This window comes from Micromonospora sp. NPDC002411 (assembly GCF_053592955.1).
In genome coordinates this window covers 1-20,339 of record NZ_JBSFBM010000095.1, presented here as the reverse complement: position 1 = coordinate 20,339, position 20,339 = coordinate 1, and the positions used below count along the sequence as shown (strand labels likewise).

Sequence of the window (20,339 nt, the reverse complement as noted above, 5' to 3'; positions counted from 1 at the left end):
GCCTCGACAACGCCGTGCTGCTCTGCGGCCACCACCACCGACACGTTCACCGGGGCGAGTGGACGGTGCGGCTCGGCGACGACGACCATCCGGAGCTCGTGCCACCAGCCTGGCTCGACCCCGAGCAACTACCGCGCCGCAACCACTACCACCGACGAACGTAGGCCGATCGGCGATCGCCGGAGCGCCCGAACTGGCGCTCAACTCGGCCGGCCAGCGCAGCCGCATGGTCGGCGGGATCAGGGTGCCGCCAGCCGCCAGCCACGCAGCAGCACTGGCACGTTGGCGTGCCGAGCGGCCGGGCACCTCCCCAGAGCCCTCGAAACACCGGCCAACCGTCCGGGCGCCACATCGGCCACCGCCTCGGCGGGCCGTCACATCGGCCACCGCCTCGGCGGGCTGGCCCAGTTCGGCTGGCCGGCACAGCGGCACGACTGCAATCCGCGCTCAGGAGTTCGACGAGGCCGCCCGCCTGGACGGCGGCGGGCGTTGGGCGACCGTCGGCGGCGTCAGGTCGCTGCCGACCGCCAGGCGCGGACCAACGCTGGCACGTCGGCGTACCGAGCGGTCGGCATCTCTCTGGTTGCCCGCTCCACGACCCGACGCTGCTCGCCGTTGCCCCGCCAGCCCTTCGCGGAGTCGAGAAGGTGGTGCAGGGTGCGGCCGAGCAGGTGCACTGTGGTCCGCTCGTCGATCACAGCGCCACGGGAGAACTCCTCCGGCGCCATGTAGCGGCGAGAGCCGGGAAGACGGTCAGCGTCGAGCACGAACGGCCCGGGCCGGTACTCGTCGAGGTCGATCAGGCGCATCCGTTCGCTCGAGAAGTCGTACAGGAAGCAGCCGTCGTAGAGGTCGACAGCGACGAACCCGGCGGCGCTGACGGCGAGGTGGGCGTCGAGGATCGCGTCGAGCGCCGCCTCCACCTGCGGCACTGGCAGTTGCTGGAATCGGGCCAGCCCTTCGCGGTCGGCACCGTGGGCTGTGGCGTGGTTCAGGACGTCGCCGTCGTACCAGGGGTAGACGAGTGTCGAGCCAGCCGGCCCGTGGGTTGTCTGCACTGGACGGACGATCGCCGGGTGGCGGACTGCGGCGTGCAACGCGCAGGCGCGGTCGAGGGACGCGCGGCTCGGCGCCGTGGTGGCCGTCTTGACGAACCAGCGCTGGCCCGCCTCTTCGACGCCGTAGGAGCGACACCCGGAGCCCTGGGCGTCGAAGACGACGAAGGCTGCCTCGATCGACGGCACTGACAACCAACGCATCGACACCGCGAATCAGCTCCCAAATGACGCGCAAAGTACCCGTTGTGTTACGAGCTTGTTTCCGACGTTACGGCCAGGTTACGGGTGCTTCTCGATGATCGTTACCGCTCCTAGGTTTCGGCCACCGTCATCAGTCGTGGCGGCCGGCACCGAACGTGGAGGCAAACGACGTGCCACAAACGAACGCACATCGGACCGGACGGGCCAGGCGCGGGGTCAGCATGCTGGCTGCCGTGGCGCTGACCGCAGCCGGCCTGACCAGTCTGCCCGGCAGCGCCGCCGCCGCACCGACGAGCAGCGGACCGACCGCCCGTTACCTCGTCCAGCTCGACGAGGAGCCGCTGGCCACGTACACCGGCGGTGTTCCGGGTATCGCGGCGACCAAGCCCACCGACGGCGCGAAGCTGAACCGCACATCGGGCAGCGCCAAGGCGTACCGCGATCACCTGCGCCAGCAGCGCACGTCCGTGCTGGACCGCGTCGGCGTGCCGGCCGAGCGCACCCGCGTCACAATGGAGACGGCTTTCAACGGCTTCGCCGCCGACCTGACCGGGCCGCAGGCCGCCCGGCTGCGCGCCACCCGCGGTGTGCGGGCGGTGTACGAGAGCCGGAAGGTGCACGCCGCAACCTCGCACACCCCTGACTACCTGGGCCTGACCGGCAAGGGCGGGGTGTGGAAGAAGGAGTTCGGCGGGGACTCCCGCGCGGGCGAGGGCGTGATCATCGGAGTCATCGACAGTGGCTACTGGCCGGAGAGCGCGAGTTTCGCGCCGCTGCCCAGCCCTCGCCCCGACCAGGCGATCATCGACGCCAAGTGGAAGGGCACCTGCGACGTCGGTACCGAGGCACCTATCACCTGCAACAACAAGGTGATCGGCGCCCGCTGGTACAACGACAGCGGCATCGCCGAGGCATTCCCGGACGACTACTCCTCGCCCCGCGACCGCAACGGTCACGGCACCCACACCGCCAGCACCGCGGCCGGCATCCACGGCGTACGGGCGACGTCGGGCACCCAGGACCTCGGGATGATCTCCGGCATGGCGCCGGCTGCCCGGCTCGCGATCTACAAGGCGCTGTACGACAACGGTGCGGGTGGCGCGACCGGAACCGACATCGACATCGTGCACGCCATCGACGACGCGGTCGCCGACGGTGTCGACGTGATCAACTACTCGATCGGTGACGACACCGAGCAGTTCGGCGCTGTCGACGCGACGTTCTTCAACGCCGCCGCCGCCGGGGTGTTCGTCGCCGCCGCAGCGGGTAACTCCGGACCGTTCGCCAACACCGTCGACAACTCGACGCCCTGGCTGACCACTGTGGCCGCGAGCACCACCGACCGGCAGAACACCCGCAAGCTCACCCTCGGCAACGGCACGACCATCGCCGGCGTGGGCATGGGCGAGACCGGTGTCGGCCCGGCCCGACTGGTCTTCGCGAAGGACAGCGCGCTCGACCCCGACGGCGCCTACGGAGCCGGCCTCTGCGCCGACGACACGTTGGACCCGGCCAAGGTGAAGGGCGCGATCGTGCTCTGCGTACGCGGGGAGATCCCCCGTACCGACAAGAGCATCGAGGTGGCGCGGGCCGGCGGGGTCGGCATGGTGCTGTACAACGAGGAGCTGAACTCCCTCAACGCGGACGTGCAGACGGTGCCGACAGTGCACATCAACGAGGTCGACCTGGCCACTGTCACCGCGTACGTCGCCAAGGGCAACGCCACGGCCACCATCTCGCCGAGCAGGCTGGAGACCGTCGAGGCCCCCGCCGTCGCGGCGTTCTCCTCGGCGGGCCCGTCGAACCTGAACGCCGGTGAACTGCTCAAGCCGGACATCAGCGCGCCTGGTCAGGACATCGTCGCGGCGTTCTCCCCGTCCATCGGCGGGAACGACTTCGCGCTGGAGTCGGGCACCTCGATGGCGGCGCCGCACATCGCCGGTATCGCCGCGCTGCTGCTGGCCAAGCACCCCGGATGGTCGCCGGCCGCGGTCCGCTCGGCGCTGATGACCAGCGCCGTCGACAAGACCGACAAGGGCAACCCGATCAAGATCGGCACGTACGACGCGACCCCGTTGAACTACGGTGCCGGCCAGGTGGAGCCGGGCAGCGCCTTCGACCCGGGCCTGGTCTACGACTCCAACCAGCAGGACTGGATCAAGTACCTCTGCGGGGTGTCCGCTGACCGGGGCAGCGACTACGGGCTCGGCGACCTGGAGGGCTGCGACACGATCGGCGCGATCGACACGGCGCAGCTCAACTACCCGTCCATCTCGCTGGGTCGGATGGTGGGCAAGCAGAGCGTGACCCGCACTGTCACCAACGTCAGCGACAAGACCAGCACCTACACCTCGTCGGTGCAGGCCCCGCCGGGCTACAAGGTCAAGGTCACGCCGGCGAAGATGCAGATCCGTCCCGGCCACAGCGCCCGCTTCACTGTGGAGGTCACCAACACCGGCGGCGCGTTCGACACCTGGGCCGACGGCTCGCTGACCTGGCGCGACCAGTTCAAGCACGAGGTACGCAGCCCGCTGGTCGTGCACAACTCCGGACTGGTGACCCCCGACGCCATCACCGGCAAGGGCACCTTCGGTAGCGTCCGGATCCCCGCCGAGGTCGGCTACAAGGGGCAGCTGATCTCCCAGGTCTCCGGCCTGACCTCGGGTACGAGCACCGCGGTGACCCTGAAGGGTGACGGGCCGAGCTGGGACTGGAGCACGTCGAACAACCTGCCGGTGCCGCTGCCCGCGTCGATCAGCAGGACCACCCTGCACGTACCGGCGGGCACTCGCAGCCCGGAGATCCACGTGACGTCGGCACGACCCACCTGCTCCCACATCGACTGGGAGGACGAGGAGGGCGTGATGGAGTGCACCGAGTTCAGCCTCAACGTCTACGACACGTCCGGGAAGTTCGTCACCGCCACGGCCAGCACCCGGATCGGTGCCAAGGTCAGCCTGCCGGACGGTGCCGGTGACTACATCGTGGTGGTCGAGCAGGAGTTCACCGAGAACATCAAGGACGGCGCCAACGCGTACACCATCACCAGTTACCTGCCGGGGGCACCCGGCACGTCCACCGGCCGGTTCACCATCGACCCGAAGCAGCGTTCCGTGCAACCGGGTGCGACGGCGAACCTGACAGTGCGCTGGTTCGGCCTCGCCCCGGGGCAGCGCTACGTCGGCGTGGTGGAGTTCCGCAACGGTGACGGCTCGCTGAAGACCGTGCCGGTCACCATCCAGTCCTGACCGCTCCCCCCATCCGGCGGATCGGCGTGTGACCCAGGTCACCGCCGGTCCGCCGGATCATCGGCGGCGACCGCAGAGGTGATCTGCTCGGCCCACGGTGATCGACGGCGACGATGACAAGACGCGGGGCGGCGGGGGCCCAACTCCCGTCCGCCCCGAACGTCTGCGTGGACCCGTCGAGTTCGTCGGCCGAGCGGCCGAGCTGGACCAGCTCCGCCGGCTCGTCGAAGCCCCACCGTGCCTGATCCTGCTGGAGGGTGAACCCGGGATCGGCAAGAGCCGGTTGGTCGCCGAATTGCTCAGCGGACTTCCCGGGCACCACGTGGTCGGCGAGTGCGACGACGTACCGGAACCCTTCCCGCTCGGCGTACTCCTGGACGCGATCGGCGGCAGCGCCGACCGGCTCGGTGCGGTGAGCCCGGTCGCCGGCGCCCTCGCGCCGCTGCTCCCCGAACTGGCCGACGTGCTGCCGGCCGCGCCGCCCCCGCTGACCGATCCGGCAGCCGAACGACACCGGCTGCTCCGGGCCGTCGCCGCGGTGCTCGCCGCGCTGAGCCCCGCCACGCTGCTCCTCGAGGACCTGCACTGGGCCGACCCGGCCACCTGCGAGTTCCTCGGCTACCTGGCCACCCACCCGGTGGACGGGCTGGCCGTGGTGCTGACCGCCCGCACGGCAGCGCCCGGAGGCGGTACGCCCATCCACGACGCGTTGGCCCGAACCCCACCGTGGAGCGTCACCCGGGTTTCGCTCGGTCCGCTGGACGCCGGCGACGTACACCGACTGGCCGCCCGCACCCTGCGGCTCGACGACCCTCCGCAGCAGCTCACCGCAACTCTGCTCGACCGGACCGCGGGCATCCCGTTCGTGGTGGAGGAGGTGCTGCGTACGCTCGCCGAGCGCGGCGGCGACCCGTTGGCGGACGACAGCGTCCCGTTCGTCCTGCGCGACGTGCTGCTCTGGCGGTTGCGGCCGCTCGACGAGGGCACCCGGGAGGTGCTCGGGGCCGCCGCGGTGCTGGGGATGGCACCGGACCAGCGCATTCTCGCCTCGGCCCTCAGCCTGGACCGGGTGACTGTCGGCTCGGCGTTGACCGCCGCCCATCGGGCGGGACTTCTGCACGACGGCGGGGACGGTCTGCGGTTCCGTCACGACCTGGCCCGACAGGTGGTGTACGACCTGGTTCCCCGGCCCAATCGGGAGTGGCTGCACCTGCGGGTCGCACGGGTGCTGGAACAGGAGTTACCGAGGCCTGTCGCGCAGCTGGCGCACCACTACCGGTTGGCCGGCAGCGGGGCCGACTTCGTCCGCAACGCCGAGGCTGCCGCCGACCTGGCCACCGAACGCGGCGACGACGCGACCGCCGCCAGCTTCCTGCTCCAGACGATGGACGTCGCCGAGCTTCCCCGACCGGTGCGGGTTCGGCTCGCCGCGAAGCTGGGTCGGTCCGCCATCGACGGGCTCAGCCAGGCGGAGGCGATCCCGGTGCTGGAGCGGCTGCTCGCCGACCGGCGGTTGCCGCCCGGCGCCCGGGGCGAGCTGGGCCTGGTGCTCGGGCGAATGCTGCGTCAACAGGGCGAGGCACTGCGGGGGTACACCGAGATCGAGCGGGCCGTGCCGTACCTGCGCGCACCGCGCCGCAAGGCCCCGGCGCTCGCGGTGCTGGCGGCCCCGGACACCGTCGTCGGCCGGCACGTCGACGACCACCTGGCCCGGTGTACGGAGGCGGAGAGCGCCGCGACGGCCAGCGGTGACCCGGCGGCGCACCTCGCGGTCCGTATCGCCCGCGCGTCGCTGCTGTTGGAGCTGGGCGACCCGGCGGCCTGGTCGATCATCACCGAGCTGCGCGCGTCCGCCGAGTTGGCCGATCGACCCAGGGAGCACGCCCGCGCCTGCCTGAACTGGGCGCAGGGCGCGTTGCACGCCGGGCATCCGGAGCAGGCCGAGGCGCTCCTGGCTGCCGGTCGGGCGTTGGTCGACGAGACCGGGTACGAGCGGCTGACCGCCCTGGTGGAGGCGACCGAGTTGTCGCTGAGCCGGGCCGCCGGGAGGTTCGACGGGCTGGCCGAGCGGCTCACCCGGCTGGTCACCACCGCCGAACGGATGCCGGTCACCCTGCTGGACGCGCGGGCCGAACTGGCCACCGTGCTGGCGCTCACCGCCACCGCCGAACGAGCTGGCAGCACCGGGGGGCACGACAGACCCGACAGCCGTACCGAGGGATGCGCCGGGCTCGGCGACAGCGGCAGAGGTCACGACGAGGTGGAGTCGGCCGAGCGGGCGTTGCGCGAGGTGGTCGCCGACGCCCGCCGGGTGGGCGCGGTCTGGCCGCTGGTACAGGCACTCTCGGCGCTGGCCCGACTGACCGTGGTCGGGCGGCCGGACGAGGCGGTCCGGCACGCGACGGAGGCGCTGTCAGTGGTGCGCGGAAAGGGCATCCTGGCGTGGGCTGCCGACGCGGTGCTGGTGCTGGCCGAGGCCGCAGCCGCGGCGGGTGAACCGGCCCGGGCCGCGGCGGCCGTCGCCGAACTGGAAGCCGGGATCGCCGGCCGTGACACGCCACTGGCCCGGGCCGCCCTGCGCAGATGCCGCGACCTCGTCCCGGCCTGAACCGGCGCCGCACACCAGCGGCCTACCCGGTGTCAGCGGACGATCCGCACCACCTGTTCAGCTCGGCCGTACTCACAGTTCGCGCCGGGGCAGGCGGAGAGCCACACCAGCAGCAGCGCCTCGCCGGTACGGAACGGAACACCAGCGACATCGGCCGGGAAGAGCGCCCACAACGGTTGGGGCTGGCCGGTGCAGGTCCAGCCGCCGGGATGCGGCTCGGACGCGTAGGCGATGCGGTTCCCGACGGCCTGGGTGATCGTGGCACTCAGCAGGCTGCCGTAGGAGCCCTCGTCACAGGTCACCTGGTAGTCCAGACGCACACCGGCGCCCTTGGCCACCAGGGTCACCGAGTTGATCTCCAGGGTGGGGGTGGCGGCGGCCGCCGGTGCGGCACCGACGAGCGCGAGCATTGGCAGTACGAGTGCCAGCGTCAATGCGGTCAAGCGGCGGGTGCGTGGCATCGCATGTCCTCCGTCCCCGGTGGCCCCACCCGCCCGGGGTGGACGGAGGGTGACCGCCTCTTATCATCGACCTCCGTCACTAGCCGGTCAACGCCCCGGGGTGGCGAGCCGCCGCGACCTGGTCGACGGCCCGCCACCGTGGATCAGAGGACGACCTGGTGTACGCGGTTGTCCACCCCGCGTACCGCCAGCCAGGCACTGCCGTTGGCACCGGCGGCGGCTCCGGGCGCACCCCGGAAGGCGTCCGTGGCGAACTCGCCACGTTGGAACCAGCCACCCCAGGCGCCGTCGGTCAGGTTGCGCTGCCACAGCCGGTTGTCGGCGGCCAGCGAGAACAGGTAGACCCGGCCGGAGGTGGCGAGCAGGGTCGGACTGCCGTTGGTGGTGCCGCCCAGATTGGTCCAGGCCGACCAGGTGGTGCCGGTGCGGCTGCTCCACCACACCTCGTCGGTGCGGCTACGGACCGCCACGTGCAGGACGCCGGCGTCGTCGACGACAGCGCTCGGCCGACCGTAGAACGGCCGGTCATCGGGGGCTCCGACGCCGGTCCAGCCGGTGCTCGGGGTACGTGACCAGAGCTTGCCGTCGGCACCACGCCCGACGAGCGTCCACTGGGTCGGGCTGGTCCAGGCCACCGTCGGCGCGTCGGTCAACGTTCCACCGAGGCTGCGCCACGGTCCCCACGTGCCAGCGGTGTAGCTGCGCTGCCAGGCAGCGTTGTCGGTGCCACGGACGAAGACGTCGAGTCGTCCACCGGCGGAGGCGTACGCCGCCGGCTGGCCGAGGATCCGGCCGCCGACCGGGCCGCCGAGCGAGGTCCAGCTCGTTCCCCACGTCGTACCGGTGCGGGTGTTGACGGTCAGTGCACCGGAAGCGTCGCGGACGAAGGCGGTGGCGTGCGTGTCGTCCACCCGGACCAGGGCCGGGCTGGCGCTCGCGGTGCCGCCGAGGTCGGCGCCGGCGACCTGGTCGGCGCCGGTCAGGCGGAGCATGGCCACGCCGTGCGCCGGCACCTCGACGGTGTACGAGCCGGTGAACGGCTGGACTCCGGCGATGCCGGGCTGGGCGTCCACGTCGGCGCGGGACCAGAGGTCACGGACGCGGACCGCGCCGCCGAGCGCGACGTCGGCGAAGTTCACAGTGATCCGTTGGGCGGTGTCGTGCCGGTTGAGCAGCGCGACGGCCCGCTTGCCGGAACCGTTCAACACCTTGCTCCAGACCTGCGCGTTGGTGCCGGTGTCGGCGACCTTGACGCCCTGTCGGACCAACGGGTCCTGGTCCACGGCGATGATCTCCGGGTTGGTCAACGCCGAGATCATCTCCTTCGGCAGGCCACGAGGGTCGGAGCCGATCACCAGCGGCGCGGCCATGATGGCCCACATGCCGAGCTGCGTCTTGGACTCGTCAAGGCTCAACTCGTACCCGCCGCCGGGCAGGGGACGCATCGGCAGCAGGTAGTCCGGGTCGTTGTAGTGCCCCGGCCCGGTGGCCGCCGGGTGGTACGCGTTGACGTCCATGTTGCGCAGCACCCACGGGTACGCCCACTGCGGGGTCGGGTCCGTGAGCCCCACGTCGGTGTACGTGCGCCAGGAGTCGGCGATGGTGGGCGCGTACGTGTAGCTCCAGGTGGAGAGCTGTTCCGGGGTGTACGGGCCGCCACCCCAGTCGGAGCTGACCGGGTTGCAGATGTTGAGCAGCATCGGGCGCGGTGACTGGCGTACCGCCTCGGCAAGCTCACGGAAGGTGGCCTCCGGGTCGAGGCCGGCGGCGCGCCCACACAGCCAGTCGGCCTTGAGCGCGTCGAAGCCCCAGCCGGCGAACTGCGCGATGTCGGCCTGGTAATGGCCGTTGCTGCCGAGCCCGCACTGCCCTGGCAGGTAGGGACCGGCGTCGGTGTAGATGCCGGCCTTCATCCCCTTGCTGTGGATGTACGCGGCCAGCGCGGCCATCCCACCGGGGAAGCGGGCCGGGTCGGCGACGAGCTGGCCGGCCTCGTTGCGGGGGGTCGGCGCGGCCCAATTGCCGTCGATCCAGACGTAGGTGTAGCCGGCGTCGCGGAGGCCACTGTGGACCATGAAGTCGGTGACGGACCGCACTTCGGCCTCGGTGGGGTCGCCACCGAGACCGAAGTAGGTGTTCCAGCCCTGGTAGGGCGTCGGAGCGAGCCCGCTGTTGAAGTAGGTCGGCGCGCCCTGGTCCTCAGCGCCGGTGCCGGCCGGGGCGTGGCCGGGGCGACCGGGCCCATGACCGGCCTGCGCCGGGCCGCCGGGCGAAGAGGCAGCCTGCGGTGGACCGGCCATCGCCGGCGTGGGGCTGACCAGGCCCAGGCCGAGCACGGCCAGGGTGGCGGTCAACGGTCGGTTCAGGCGCATGGAGGTACTCCTGTCCCTCGGGGGTGGGGGTGGGGGTGGTGGTGCTCCGGTCTCAGTCGCGGGTCAGCACGATGAGGTCGGCGTCGTGGGTCGCGCTCCAGTGCACGGGCAGGCCGACGGTGGCGAGGTGGCTGCCGGAGTAGTGCCGATCGCCGTGCGAGTAACGCGCTGCCGGGTCGAGGCCGCGCAGCGGCAGCCGCACCGGGCGGGACGGCAGCAGTCCGGCGCCGTCGAGGCGGCCGGTGTGCCAGGCCAGCACGACCACCTGGTTCTCGTCCGGCGCGGTGTACTGCACCGCGCAGCGCGCCTGGTCGGGGCCACCGATCAGGTGCACCTCGCCGTGCGTGACGACGTCCCGGATCTCCTTGTAGCGGGCGATCCAGTCGGCCGCGTCGGCCCGCTCGTCGGGAGTCCATGCGCGGATGTCCGCGCCGATGCCGAGCACACCGGCCATCGCAAGGACGAAGCGGAACGCGAGCGAGCGCGGTCGGCTGTCGAACAGACCGGGCGCGTCGGTGACCCAGGAGCTGAGCAGGTGCGGTGCGTTGGCGTGCAGGAAGCCGTACTGGATGGCGAGCCGGTCCAGGGGCCCGGTGTTGTCGCTGGGCCAGAAGACGTCGGCCCGGGCGGCCATCGCCAGGTCGGTCCGCGCGCCACCGCCGGCACAGGCCTCGATCAGCACGCCGGGGTGGTCCCGACGCAGTTGCTCGTAGATGCGGTGCAGGTTGGCGACGTGCGCGCCGTCCAGGTCGAGCGGAGCGATCCCGCCGGGACGACCGGGCTCGGTGCGTGGCCGGTTGAAGTCCCACTTCAGGTAGTCGATGTCGTACCGGCGGAGCAGGCCGTCCACCGTGGAGTGGACGAACTCGGCGACCTCGGGCCGGCCCAGGTCGAGCAGGTACTGGTTGCGGACGGGGGTGATGGGTCGACCGTCGACGGAGTAGACCCAGTCCGGGTGCTCGGCGTAGAGCGTCGACTTCGGGTTGACGCACTCCGGCTCGACCCAGAGCCCGAAGTTCAGCCCGACTGCGCGGACGTCGGCGATGAACGCGTCGAACCCGGCCGGGAACTTCGCCGGGTCGGGTGTCCAGTCACCGAGCCCGGCGGTGTCGTCGTTGCGGCCGACGAACCAGCCGTCGTCCACCACGAACGTCTCCACGCCGAGCTCGGCGGCGATCCGGGCCAGCGCGAGCTGACTCTCGGCCTCGACGGTGAAGTAGGTGGCCTCCCAGGAGTTGTAGAGCACCGGGCGCGGGGTGAGCCGGTCACCGGCCAGCAACCGCTGGTGGGTGTGCCAGACCCGGGCCAGTCCGTCCAGGCCGTCCGGGCTGTACGCGCCGGTGACCACCGGCAGGGTCAGCGAATCGCCGGGGGGCAGCTCCAGCGGGCCGTCGACCAGCTGGCGGCCGGCCCGGACCCGGGTCAGGCCGCCGGTGTCCCGCTCCGCGCTGATCTCCCAGGAGCCGGTCCACGCCAACCCCATCCCCCACGCCGAGCCGGCCGGGTCCGCGGTGTCCCGCACGGCCAGCCAGGGCACGTGCAGATGCCCGGGTACGCCCTGGGAACTGCCGATGCTGAAGGTGCCGTGCCCCAACTCGACGTGGGAGAGCTGGAACTCCTGCGCCCACTGCCCCCACTGGTGGCTGAGCAGCGCGCCGTGCGGCGTCGGTACGCAGAACCCACCCGATCCGGCCCGGACCACCCGCAGCGCGTCGGTGCCGTCGTTGGTCAGCTCGACCCACCGCTGCACCACGTCGGTGCCGGCCGGCACCTGGTAGTGCACAGTGGCGCGCAGCCCGGTGACCGGGTCGGCGAAGGCGACGGCCAGCTCCCGCTGGTCGGCGTCGATCCGCGCGTCGGTGTGGACGAAGCCCACCCGGCGCTGCCCGTTCGAGGTCTCGATTACCAGGTCGGTGCCGGTGAACGGTCGGTCGGCGTCGGTGGCGTACTCGATGGGGGACGCGTCGCCGGCGGTGAGGAACGGCACCGGGCCGTCGTAGGCCACCGGCGACGGCCCGTCCGAGACGCCGTGTGGGCCCCACGCGACAAGCTCCAACCAGCGACCGTGCGCGGGCACTGTCACTGTGTACTCGGTGTGCGCCCCGCGCAGCGTCCACAGCTGCCCGGTCACTTGACCGCTCCCAGCGCCAGGCCGGAGACGAAGTGCCGCTGGAAGCGCAGGAAGACCGCGACGGTGGGCACGGCCGCGATGACGGTACCGGCGGCGATGACGTTCCAGGACGAGACGAACTGCCCCTGGAGGGCGAGGAGCGCCGGGGTTACCGGCATGTTGTCGTCGGTACGCAGCACGGTGATCGCCCACAGCAGGTCGTTGAAGATCCAGGTGAAGGAGAGCGCACCCAGGGCGGCCAGCGCGGGCCGGGTCAGCGGCAGCATCACCCTGGTGAAAATCTGCGCCGTGCCCGCGCCGTCGATCGTGGCCGCTTCCTGGATCTCGCCCGGCAGGTCCCGCATGAAGCCGTGCAGGACGAACGTGTAGAAGCCGAGCCCGAAGCCGACCTGCACCGTGATCAGCGCCCAGAGCGTGTCGTACAGGCCGGTCAGCTCGCTGAACTTGGCCACCGGGATGAGCAGGATCTGTGGTGGCAGCAGGTTGCCGGCGAGCATCAGCAGCAGGATGGTCCGCCGCCCGGGGATCCGGAAGCGGCTCAGCGCGAACGCGGCCATCGCGGCCAGCCCCAGGCTCAGCGCCACCGACGGGATGGTGACGAGCATGCTGTTGATCAGGGCTCGCAGCTCACCGCCGTCGGTCCACGCCTGCCGGTAGGTGTCCAGCGTGAACGACCGGGGCAGGCTGCCCACGCCGTGCGCGGCGATGTCGTCGAACGACCGGGTGGACATCACCACCACCCAGAGCACCGGGCCCAGCCAGAGCAGCGAGAGCAGGATCATGCCGGTGTGGAAGGCCCCGGTACGGAGCTTGTTCATCACGCTTCCTCCCGGAACGCGCGGACCAGGTAGCCGAGGATGACGGCCAGCGCGAGCACGAAGATCACGACGGCGATGGCGGAGGCGTAACCGAGCCGCAGACTCTGGAACGCTGTCGAGTACATGTAGGTGCTGAGCAGCTCCGACGAGTGGTACGGGCCGCCCTTGGTCAGCGACCAGACGATGTCGAACGAGCGCAGCGAGTCGATGACGATGACCGACAGCACGACCGCGTTGACCCCCTTGAGCTGGGGAATCGTGACGTGCCGCAGTCGTTGCCAGGAGTTGGCGCCGTCCATCCGGGCGGCCTCGTGCAGCGCCGGGTCGATGGCCTTGAGCCCAGCCAGGAACAGCACCATCACGTACCCGATCTGCCGCCACAGGGCGGGCAGGATCACCGCGTACAGCGCGGTCTGTGGATCGGCCAGCCAGGGCCGGATCAGGTGCTCCAGGCCGATGGCCCGCAGCAGCGTGTCGGCAATGCCGTCGGGCTGGTAGAAGACCCGCCAGACCAGCGCCGTCACCACCAGTGAGAACACCACAGGTGTGAACAGCGCGGCCCGGTAGAAGCCGACCCCGCGCCGCTCCTTCTGCAGGACCAGCGCCATGCCGAACCCGCCCAGCACGGAGAGGCCGCCGAAGAGCACCAGCCAGATCACCGTGTTGATCAGCGCGCCCCGGAAGGTGGCGTCACCGGCCAGCTCGACGTAGTTGTCCGCGCCGACGAAGGTCGGCGGCGACATCCCGTCCCAGCGGGTGAGCGAGAACCAGAAGCCCTGGAGCGCCGGCCAGAACACCCAGATGCTCTCGACCGCGAACGGCACGAGGACGAAGGCCACCAGCAGCGGCGACAGTCGAGCCGACCGTCGCCGCCGCCGGGTGGGGGTGACCGAAGTCGGGGAGATCGTTGCTGTCACGTCAGCCCTTGAAGACCTTCTCGGCGCCGGCCTGCCACTCCCGCAGGATCGCGTCGATCTGGTCCGGCTTGTCGATGAACTTGGTCAGCGCGGTGTCCGCGGTCGGCTGGAGCGCGTCGCTGGAATCCCGGTTGAAGAACTGGGTCAGCTCCTTGGCCTCGCCGAGCATCGCCTTGCCCTTGGCCACCAGCGGCGAGTCGGACGCCTTGGCCCTGGGGTTGGCCGGCAGCACGATGCCGGAGCTGGCCTTGACGTACGCCTCCTGGGCCTCGACCCCGGAGAGGTAGGTCAGCAGGGCCTTGGTGCCGGTCGGGTTGGCGGTCTTCGCGCTGGCGAAGAAGCCGTCCGTCGGAGCCTCCTCGGCCAGCGGCACCGCCGGGTCGATGATCGGGAACCGGAAGAAGTCCAGGTCACCGAGGGCGTCCTTCGGCGCGGCGTCGGCGAAGAACGTGCCGATCAGGAACATGCCGGTCTTGCCGGCCAGCAGGGCGGTGGTCGCCTCCTGGAACGGGTACGCCTTGCCCTTGGGATCGAAGTAGGGCAGGGCCTCGCGCCAGCGGGTGAAGACCGCCTTGACCTTGGGGTCGTCGAAGCGCTGCTTGCCGGCGAGCAACTCGCGGTGGAACGGCGCGCCGTTGATCCGGATGTTCAGGTAGTCGAACCAGGCCGAGGCCACCCACGGGGTGTCGCCGAGACCGATGCCGATCGGCGGGACGCCCTTGCTCTTCAGCGTCTCGCACAGCGCCAGGAAGTCCGCCCAGGTCTTCGGCTCCTGCACGCCCCACTTGGCGAAGTTCGACTTGCGGTAGAAGAAGCCCCACCAGTAGTTGTTCATCGGCACGAAGACCTGCTTGCCGCTGGCGGCGGTGGAGAGGGTGCGCAGCGACTCGGGGTAGTCGCCCAGCGACTTCCAGACGTCGGAGACGTCCAGCAACAGGTCCTTGCTGGCGTAGTCGTTGGCGACGGAGCCCGCGTACCAGGTGTAGAGGTCCGGCGGGTTGGCCGAGGTCAGGTAGGTGGGGAGCTGGGTCCGGAAGGTCTCCGAGGCGATCGTGTTGAGACTCGCCGTGCCCTTGCCCTGCGCGTTGAAGGTCTCGATCAGCTTCTCCATCGCGGCCTTGGCCTGGGGCGAGGAGAGGTTGGACTGGATGGTGACAGCGCCCGAGCCGCCGCTCGTCGTCGGCCCGCTGGCGGAACTGGCGCACGCGCTGAGGAACGAGCTGGCGCCGAGTGCACCCAGGCCGGCGAGCCCTAGGTGACCAAGGAATCGCCGGCGACCGGGGTCGAAGTCGCTCACGGAGGTATCCCTTCCTCTACGACACGTAGCGTCACCGCGCGATGTGTCGTCCATGTGAATGCTGTGACCAGAAGGTTGCATCGGCCGTTGCCGACTGTCAAGATATCTTCGTAATTAATGATTAGATGAGATCAAGGCGAGAGTCAGGTGGATCAGCCTATGCGCCGGCTTGAAGGCAAGAACGCGCTGGTCACCGGCGCTATGGGCGGAATCGGAGCCGCCACCGCCCGGCGGCTGGCCGCCGAGGGAGCAGCCGTCGCGCTCCTCGACGTGCACGATCCGGCTCCGCTGGCCGACGAACTGACCACCTCCGGCCACCGAGCACTGTCCGTAAAGGGCAGTGTCAGCGAGGAGGACGACTGGGCAGCCGCGGTGTCGGCCGCCCGAGCGAACCTCGGCCCGATCGACATCCTGGTCAGCACCGCGTACGCCGTGCAGGTAGCCCCGGCGCACGAGACCAGCCGGCACTCCTGGGACCACCAGCTCGGCGTCAGCCTCACCGGCTCCTTCCTCGGCGTCCGCGCCTGCCTGGACGACCTGCGTGCCCGCTCCGGCGCAGTGGTGCTGATCTCCTCGGTGCACGCGCTGGTCGGGCTGCCCGGCCGGCCCGCGTACGCCGCCGCCAAGGGAGGCCTGGTCGCGCTCGGCCGCCAGCTCGCCGTGGAGTACGGCCCACAGGTACGCGTCAACACGGTGCTGCCCGGGCCGATCCTCACCGCCGCCTGGGACGACGTCTCCGAAGAGGACCGTCGGCAGAGCGTCGCGGAGACCGTCGCGAAGCGCTTCGGCACCCCGGACGAGGTCGCCTCGACAGTCGCCTTCCTCGCCTCACCGGACGCCGCGTACATCACCGGCGCGAGCCTCGTGGTGGACGGTGGTTGGACAGCGGTGAAAGCCTCGGCCTGAGAGATCGATACCGACCAGCGAAAAGGCCAGGAGCATTGGCACAGTACGCCCGCCGCGGCATCCACGGACAGACCGTCGAAGCGATCGCCCGCCGCATCCTCACCGGTGAGATCCCCGCCGGCGCGACCCTGAACATCGTCGCGTTGCAGGAGGAGTTCGACGTCAGCCTCACGGCGCTCCGCGAGGCGCTGAAGGTCCTCTCCGCCAAGGGCATCGTGGATGCCCGGCAGAAGCGCGGCACCTTCGTCCGGCCCCGGTCCGACTGGAACCTGCTCGACGGTGACGTGATCCGCTGGCAGTTCGCCGAGGGCACCGACCAGCGGTTGCTCGACCAACTGCACGAGGTACGCGCCATCATCGAGCCGGCCGCCGCCCGGCTGGCCGCGACCCGTGCGACCGAGGACGACCTGACCGCCCTCGACCGGGCGCTGGCCGAGATGGCCGAGGCCAACGGCGATCCCACCGCCGCCATCGCCGCGGACCTCGCCTTCCACCGCGCGCTGCTCACCGCCACCCACAACGAGCTGCTGGAACGCATGGAGGTGGTGATGGAGACCGGGCTGGCCGAACGGGACCGGCTGGTGCACGGCGGCGCCCCACACGACGACCCGGTGCCCAGCCACCGGGCTGTCGTCGGCGCGCTGCGCAGCCGGGACGAGACAGCGGCCGAGGCCGCCATGCGTGAGTTGCTGGACAAGGCCGTCCGCGACGTCGAGAAGGCACGGGGACAGAGGGGCAGTCAGTGAAGATCGAGCGGATCGAGACCTTCCTCGTCACACCACGGTGGTTGTTCTGCCGGGTGGAGACCGACGAGGGCCTGGTCGGGTGGGGCGAACCGGTGGTGGAGGGCCGCGCCGAGGTGGTGCGCAGCGCCGTCGAGGTGCTCTCCGAGTACCTGATCGGCGCGGACCCGCTGCGCATCGAGCAGCACTGGCAGATCCTCACCAAGGGCGGCTTCTACCGGGGCGGCCCGATCCTCTCCAGCGCCGTCGCCGGCCTGGACCAGGCGCTCTGGGACATCGCCGGGCAGGCGTACGGGGCACCGGTGCACGCCCTGCTCGGCGGCGCCGTCCGCGACCGGGTACGTGTCTACTCCTGGATCGGCGGAGACGAGCCCGACGAGATCGCCGACGCCGCCGCGGCACAGGTCGCCGCCGGCCTCACCGGGATCAAGATGAACGCGTCCGGGCGGCTGTCGGCCATCCCCACCTCCGCCGAGGTGGACGCCGTCGTCGGCCGGGTCGCCGCCGCCCGCGAGGTGCTCGGCCCCGACCGGGACATCGCGCTGGACTTCCACGGCCGGGCCGGGCTGGCCGCGGTACGCCGGATCCTGCCCGAGCTGACCCCCCTCCGTCCGTTCTTCGTGGAGGAGCCGGTCCTGCCCGACCAGGCCCACCACCTGCGCGACATCGTCGCCAGCACGCCCATCCCGGTGGCCACCGGCGAACGGCTCTACGGTCGCAACGAGTTCCTCGGCCCGTTGCAGGCCGGGGTCGCCGTGATCCAGCCGGACCTGTCGCACGCCGGCGGGATCTCCGAGGTACGCCGGATCGCCGCGCTGGCCGAGACGTACGGCGCGCTGCTCGCCCCGCACTGCCCGCTCGGCCCGATCTCCCTGGCCGCCAGCCTCCAGGTGGCCTTCGCGACGCCGAACTTCCTGATTCAGGAGCAGAGCATCGGCATCCACTACAACGTCGGCTCCGAACTGCTGGACTACGTGGTCGACCCGGAGCCGTTCCGGTTCGTCGACGGGCACATCGCCCGCTTCGACCGACCCGGATTGGGCATCACAGTGGACGATGCGGCGGTTCGCAAGGCCGCCCAGACCCCGCACGCCTGGCGTAACCCGGTCTGGGAGCACGCCGACGGGTCGTTCGCGGAATGGTGACCGCCGCGACCGCGGTGCCGCTGCGTGCCGCGTACGACGCCGCGCACGGAGGCAGGTGGACCAGCCTGCGCGGCGGCGGCCGGGAGTGGCTGTGGCGCGGCCCGGAACCCGGCCGACACGAGGTACGCCCCGACGACGCGTTCGTGGACGCCGGCGGCCTGGAGGAGTGCCTGCCCACCGTGCGCGGACGACCCGACCACGGCGAGGTGTGGTCACGCCCCTGGCGCACCGCCGGCCCCGGCACGGCGGTCATCGAGCGTCCGACGTTCGTGCTGACCCGCCGGATCACCGACTCCGCCGGGGTGGTGGTGGCCGACTACCGGCTGGCCGCCGACCCCGGTCATCGGTTCGTCTGGGCCGCCCACGCCCTGCTCAATCTCTCCCCCTCAGCCCGCCTCGACGCGCCCGCCGGCACGCCGACCCGGCTGCACCCGGAGGCTGCCGCGTTGCTGCCGCCGGGCACCTGGCCCACCGACGCACCGTGGCTCGGCGGGGCGTGGCCGGCCCCTGCCGGGCTGACGCTCGACACGTTCGGCACGGACGACGGGACCGCGCTCGGAGCGGTGCTGCTCGACTGCCCCCGGGTCCAGGTGATCGACGGTGTCGACCGACTGACACTGGCACTGGAGTGCGCCGACCAGCCCCGCAGCACCGCGCTCTGGCGCAACCTCGGTGGCTGGCCAGAGACCGGCCCGTACCGCAGCATCGGTGTCGAGCCGATGCTCGGCGCCGCCTTCGACCTGGCCGACGCCGGCCCCACCGACGCGGCGGTCGTTCCCCCCGCCGGCGAGGTCGCCTGGCGGCTCACCATCTCCGCCCACCGCACCCCCTGAGGACACCCGTGATGAACCTGCTCGACGAGCTGCGTACCCACCGGTTGCTGGCCATCGTCCGCGGCCCGGACCCGGCGGCGGCGCTGACCGCCGTGCTCACACTGGCCGAGAGCGGCGTCGCACTGGTCGAGGTCTCACTCACCAGCGCCGACGCGCTCGACGTCATCCGGCGCGCCCGGGCCGCCCTCGGACCCGACTACGCCCTGGGTGCGGGCACCGTGCTCAGCGCCGAGGACGCCCGCGCGGCGGCCGACGCGGGCGCCGGTTTCCTGGTCACCCCGGCGCTCGCGCCGAGCCTCGGCGAAGGCGGCCGGCTCGGGCTGCCGGTGCTCGCCGGTGCGCTCACCCCCACCGAGGTGGTGCAGGCCAACAGCGGCGGGGCCACCGCGATCAAGCTCTTCCCGGCGTCCCTCGGTGGGCCTGACTACCTCGGCGCACTGCGCGACCCGTTCCCCGGCACCGCGTTCGTACCGGTCGGTGGGGTCGACGCGGAGGGCGCACGACGCTACCTGGACCGCGGAGCGCTCGCGGTCGGAGTCGGTTCCCCCCTGCTCGGCGACGCCGTCCGCGGCGGCGACCCGGCGGCGCTGCGCGAGCGCGCCGCTGCCTTCCTCGCGGCGGTGCGGCGATGACCGACGTGCTCACGCTCGGCGAGACGATGGCGGCGTTCCGCACCACCGGCCCACTGCGGCTGGGCGGCACCGCCGGAATCTCCGTCGCCGGGTCCGAGTCGAACGTGGCGATCGGGCTGGCCCGGCTCGGCCATCGGGCGGCCTGGGTCGGCGTCACCGGTGCCGACGAGCCCGGTGAGCTGGTCCGCCGTACGCTGCGCGCCGAGGGCGTCGACCTGAGCTGGTCCCGGGTCGACCCGACCGCCCCGACCGGGCTGATCCTCTTCGAGAACCGGGTCGCCGACATCAACCGGGTCACCTACCACCGCGCCGGGTCGGCCGGCTCCCGGCTGCGCCCGGACGACGTGACCCAGGCATTCGGCGCGCCCGGGTCGCCGCCCCGACTGCTGCACGTCACGGGCATCACCTGCGCGCTCGGCGCCGACCCGTACGAGGCGGTGGTGGAGGCCGTGCGACTAGCCCGCGCGGCCGGGAGCACCGTCTGCCTGGACGTCAACCACCGGCAGCGGCTCTGGTCGGTCGCCGAGGCCGCCACCGCGCTGCGGCCGCTGCTGCCCTCGATCGACCTGGTGGTCGCCTCCGACGACGAACTGGCCGTGCTGACCGGCGCCTCCGACCCGGTCACGGCGTTGCTCTCCGCCGGGGTGGCCGAGGTCGTCGTCAAACACGGTGCCGGCGGGGCGACCAGCCACAGCAGGGCCGGCGCGCTGCACCGTCCAGCTCGGACGGTGCCGGTGGTGGACACCGTCGGCGCGGGCGACGCCTTCGTGGCCGGGCTGCTCTCCGGGTGGCTCGACGGCGCCGACGCCCCGGCCCGACTGGACCGGGCCGTCACCACCGGGGCGTTCGCGGTGGCCACCAGGGGCGACTGGGAGGGCCTGCCCGCGAGGTCGCGTCGGTGACCGGGGTGAAGAAGTTGAACCCGTTCGGCACGGCGGTGATCGGCAGGTTGTTGCCGCGCGAGAAACC

General features: G+C 71.7%; 15 protein-coding genes and 1 pseudogene. 9 read left to right on the top strand and 7 right to left on the bottom strand.

From position 1 onward, the window contains the following. A pseudogene (locus tag ACWCO3_RS14100) lies at positions 1-164 on the top strand (HNH endonuclease signature motif containing protein); the annotation flags it as partial. A gap of 345 nt (positions 165-509) precedes the next feature. Here the strand turns inward: ACWCO3_RS14100 and ACWCO3_RS14095 are convergent. Then, complete coding sequence (locus ACWCO3_RS14095; protein WP_450010213.1) at positions 510-1,259, bottom strand: serine/threonine protein kinase; 750 nt, start codon at positions 1,257-1,259, stop codon at positions 510-512. A gap of 233 nt (positions 1,260-1,492) precedes the next feature. Here ACWCO3_RS14095 and ACWCO3_RS14090 point away from each other — a divergent pair, with 233 nt between their 5' ends. Both ACWCO3_RS14090 and ACWCO3_RS14085 read left to right on the top strand, forming a co-directional pair. After that, complete coding sequence (locus tag ACWCO3_RS14090) at positions 1,493-4,507, top strand: S8 family serine peptidase (protein WP_450010211.1); 3,015 nt, start codon at positions 1,493-1,495, stop codon at positions 4,505-4,507. Between the two features lie 97 nt (positions 4,508-4,604). Beyond that, complete coding sequence (locus ACWCO3_RS14085; RefSeq protein ID WP_358162053.1) at positions 4,605-7,115, top strand: ATP-binding protein; 2,511 nt, start codon at positions 4,605-4,607, stop codon at positions 7,113-7,115. 32 nt (positions 7,116-7,147) lie between these two features. On the opposite strand, the gene ACWCO3_RS14080 is transcribed toward ACWCO3_RS14085, so the two are convergent. The 6 genes from ACWCO3_RS14080 to ACWCO3_RS14055 all read right to left on the bottom strand — a co-directional run bounded on the left by ACWCO3_RS14080 (position 7,148) and on the right by ACWCO3_RS14055 (position 15,111). After that, positions 7,148-7,576: a hypothetical protein gene (locus tag ACWCO3_RS14080; protein ID WP_355022717.1), complete on the bottom strand. Its 429-nt coding sequence runs from the start codon at positions 7,574-7,576 to the stop codon at positions 7,148-7,150. Between the two features lie 143 nt (positions 7,577-7,719). Further along, a complete protein-coding gene (locus ACWCO3_RS14075; RefSeq protein ID WP_450010208.1) occupies positions 7,720-9,948 on the bottom strand; it encodes a glycoside hydrolase family 27 protein in 2,229 nt (742 codons plus the stop codon). 52 nt (positions 9,949-10,000) lie between these two features. After that, positions 10,001-12,079: an alpha-galactosidase gene (locus ACWCO3_RS14070; RefSeq protein WP_450010206.1), complete on the bottom strand. Its 2,079-nt coding sequence runs from the start codon at positions 12,077-12,079 to the stop codon at positions 10,001-10,003. Next, complete coding sequence (locus ACWCO3_RS14065; RefSeq protein WP_358074625.1) at positions 12,076-12,897, bottom strand: carbohydrate ABC transporter permease; 822 nt, start codon at positions 12,895-12,897, stop codon at positions 12,076-12,078. The genes ACWCO3_RS14070 and ACWCO3_RS14065 overlap by 4 nt, the downstream gene beginning before the upstream one ends. Continuing rightward, on the bottom strand, positions 12,897-13,814 hold the full coding sequence (locus ACWCO3_RS14060; RefSeq protein WP_358162059.1) for a carbohydrate ABC transporter permease: 918 nt from the start codon (positions 13,812-13,814) through the stop codon (positions 12,897-12,899). Before ACWCO3_RS14060 ends, ACWCO3_RS14065 begins: the two co-directional genes overlap by 1 nt. A 1-nt stretch (position 13,815) precedes the next feature. After that, positions 13,816-15,111 carry an ABC transporter substrate-binding protein gene (locus ACWCO3_RS14055; RefSeq protein WP_145786097.1) on the bottom strand — a complete coding sequence of 432 codons (1,296 nt, stop codon included), beginning with the start codon at positions 15,109-15,111 and terminating at the stop codon, positions 13,816-13,818. 159 nt (positions 15,112-15,270) lie between these two features. Here ACWCO3_RS14055 and ACWCO3_RS14050 point away from each other — a divergent pair, with 159 nt between their 5' ends. From ACWCO3_RS14050 to ACWCO3_RS14025, 6 genes are read left to right on the top strand one after another with little or no spacing between them, the layout of a single operon-like run. Continuing rightward, positions 15,271-16,017: an SDR family NAD(P)-dependent oxidoreductase gene (locus ACWCO3_RS14050; protein WP_450010203.1), complete on the top strand. Its 747-nt coding sequence runs from the start codon at positions 15,271-15,273 to the stop codon at positions 16,015-16,017. Positions 16,018-16,052: 35 nt separating this feature from the next. Beyond that, positions 16,053-16,763 (top strand): FadR/GntR family transcriptional regulator, encoded by a 711-nt coding sequence (locus tag ACWCO3_RS14045; protein WP_450010201.1) that lies wholly within the window; start codon positions 16,053-16,055, stop codon positions 16,761-16,763. Continuing rightward, a complete protein-coding gene (gene dgoD, locus ACWCO3_RS14040) occupies positions 16,760-17,905 on the top strand; it encodes a galactonate dehydratase (protein ID WP_450010199.1) in 1,146 nt (381 codons plus the stop codon). The genes ACWCO3_RS14045 and dgoD overlap by 4 nt, the downstream gene beginning before the upstream one ends. Beyond that, complete coding sequence (locus ACWCO3_RS14035) at positions 17,902-18,738, top strand: hypothetical protein (protein WP_450010197.1); 837 nt, start codon at positions 17,902-17,904, stop codon at positions 18,736-18,738. The genes dgoD and ACWCO3_RS14035 overlap by 4 nt, the downstream gene beginning before the upstream one ends. 11 nt (positions 18,739-18,749) lie before the next feature. After that, on the top strand, positions 18,750-19,370 hold the full coding sequence (locus ACWCO3_RS14030) for a bifunctional 4-hydroxy-2-oxoglutarate aldolase/2-dehydro-3-deoxy-phosphogluconate aldolase (protein WP_354876957.1): 621 nt from the start codon (positions 18,750-18,752) through the stop codon (positions 19,368-19,370). Then, positions 19,367-20,272, top strand: a complete 906-nt coding sequence (locus ACWCO3_RS14025; protein WP_450010195.1) for a sugar kinase — start codon at positions 19,367-19,369, stop codon at positions 20,270-20,272. The genes ACWCO3_RS14030 and ACWCO3_RS14025 overlap by 4 nt, the downstream gene beginning before the upstream one ends. Positions 20,273-20,339 lie beyond the last annotated feature (67 nt).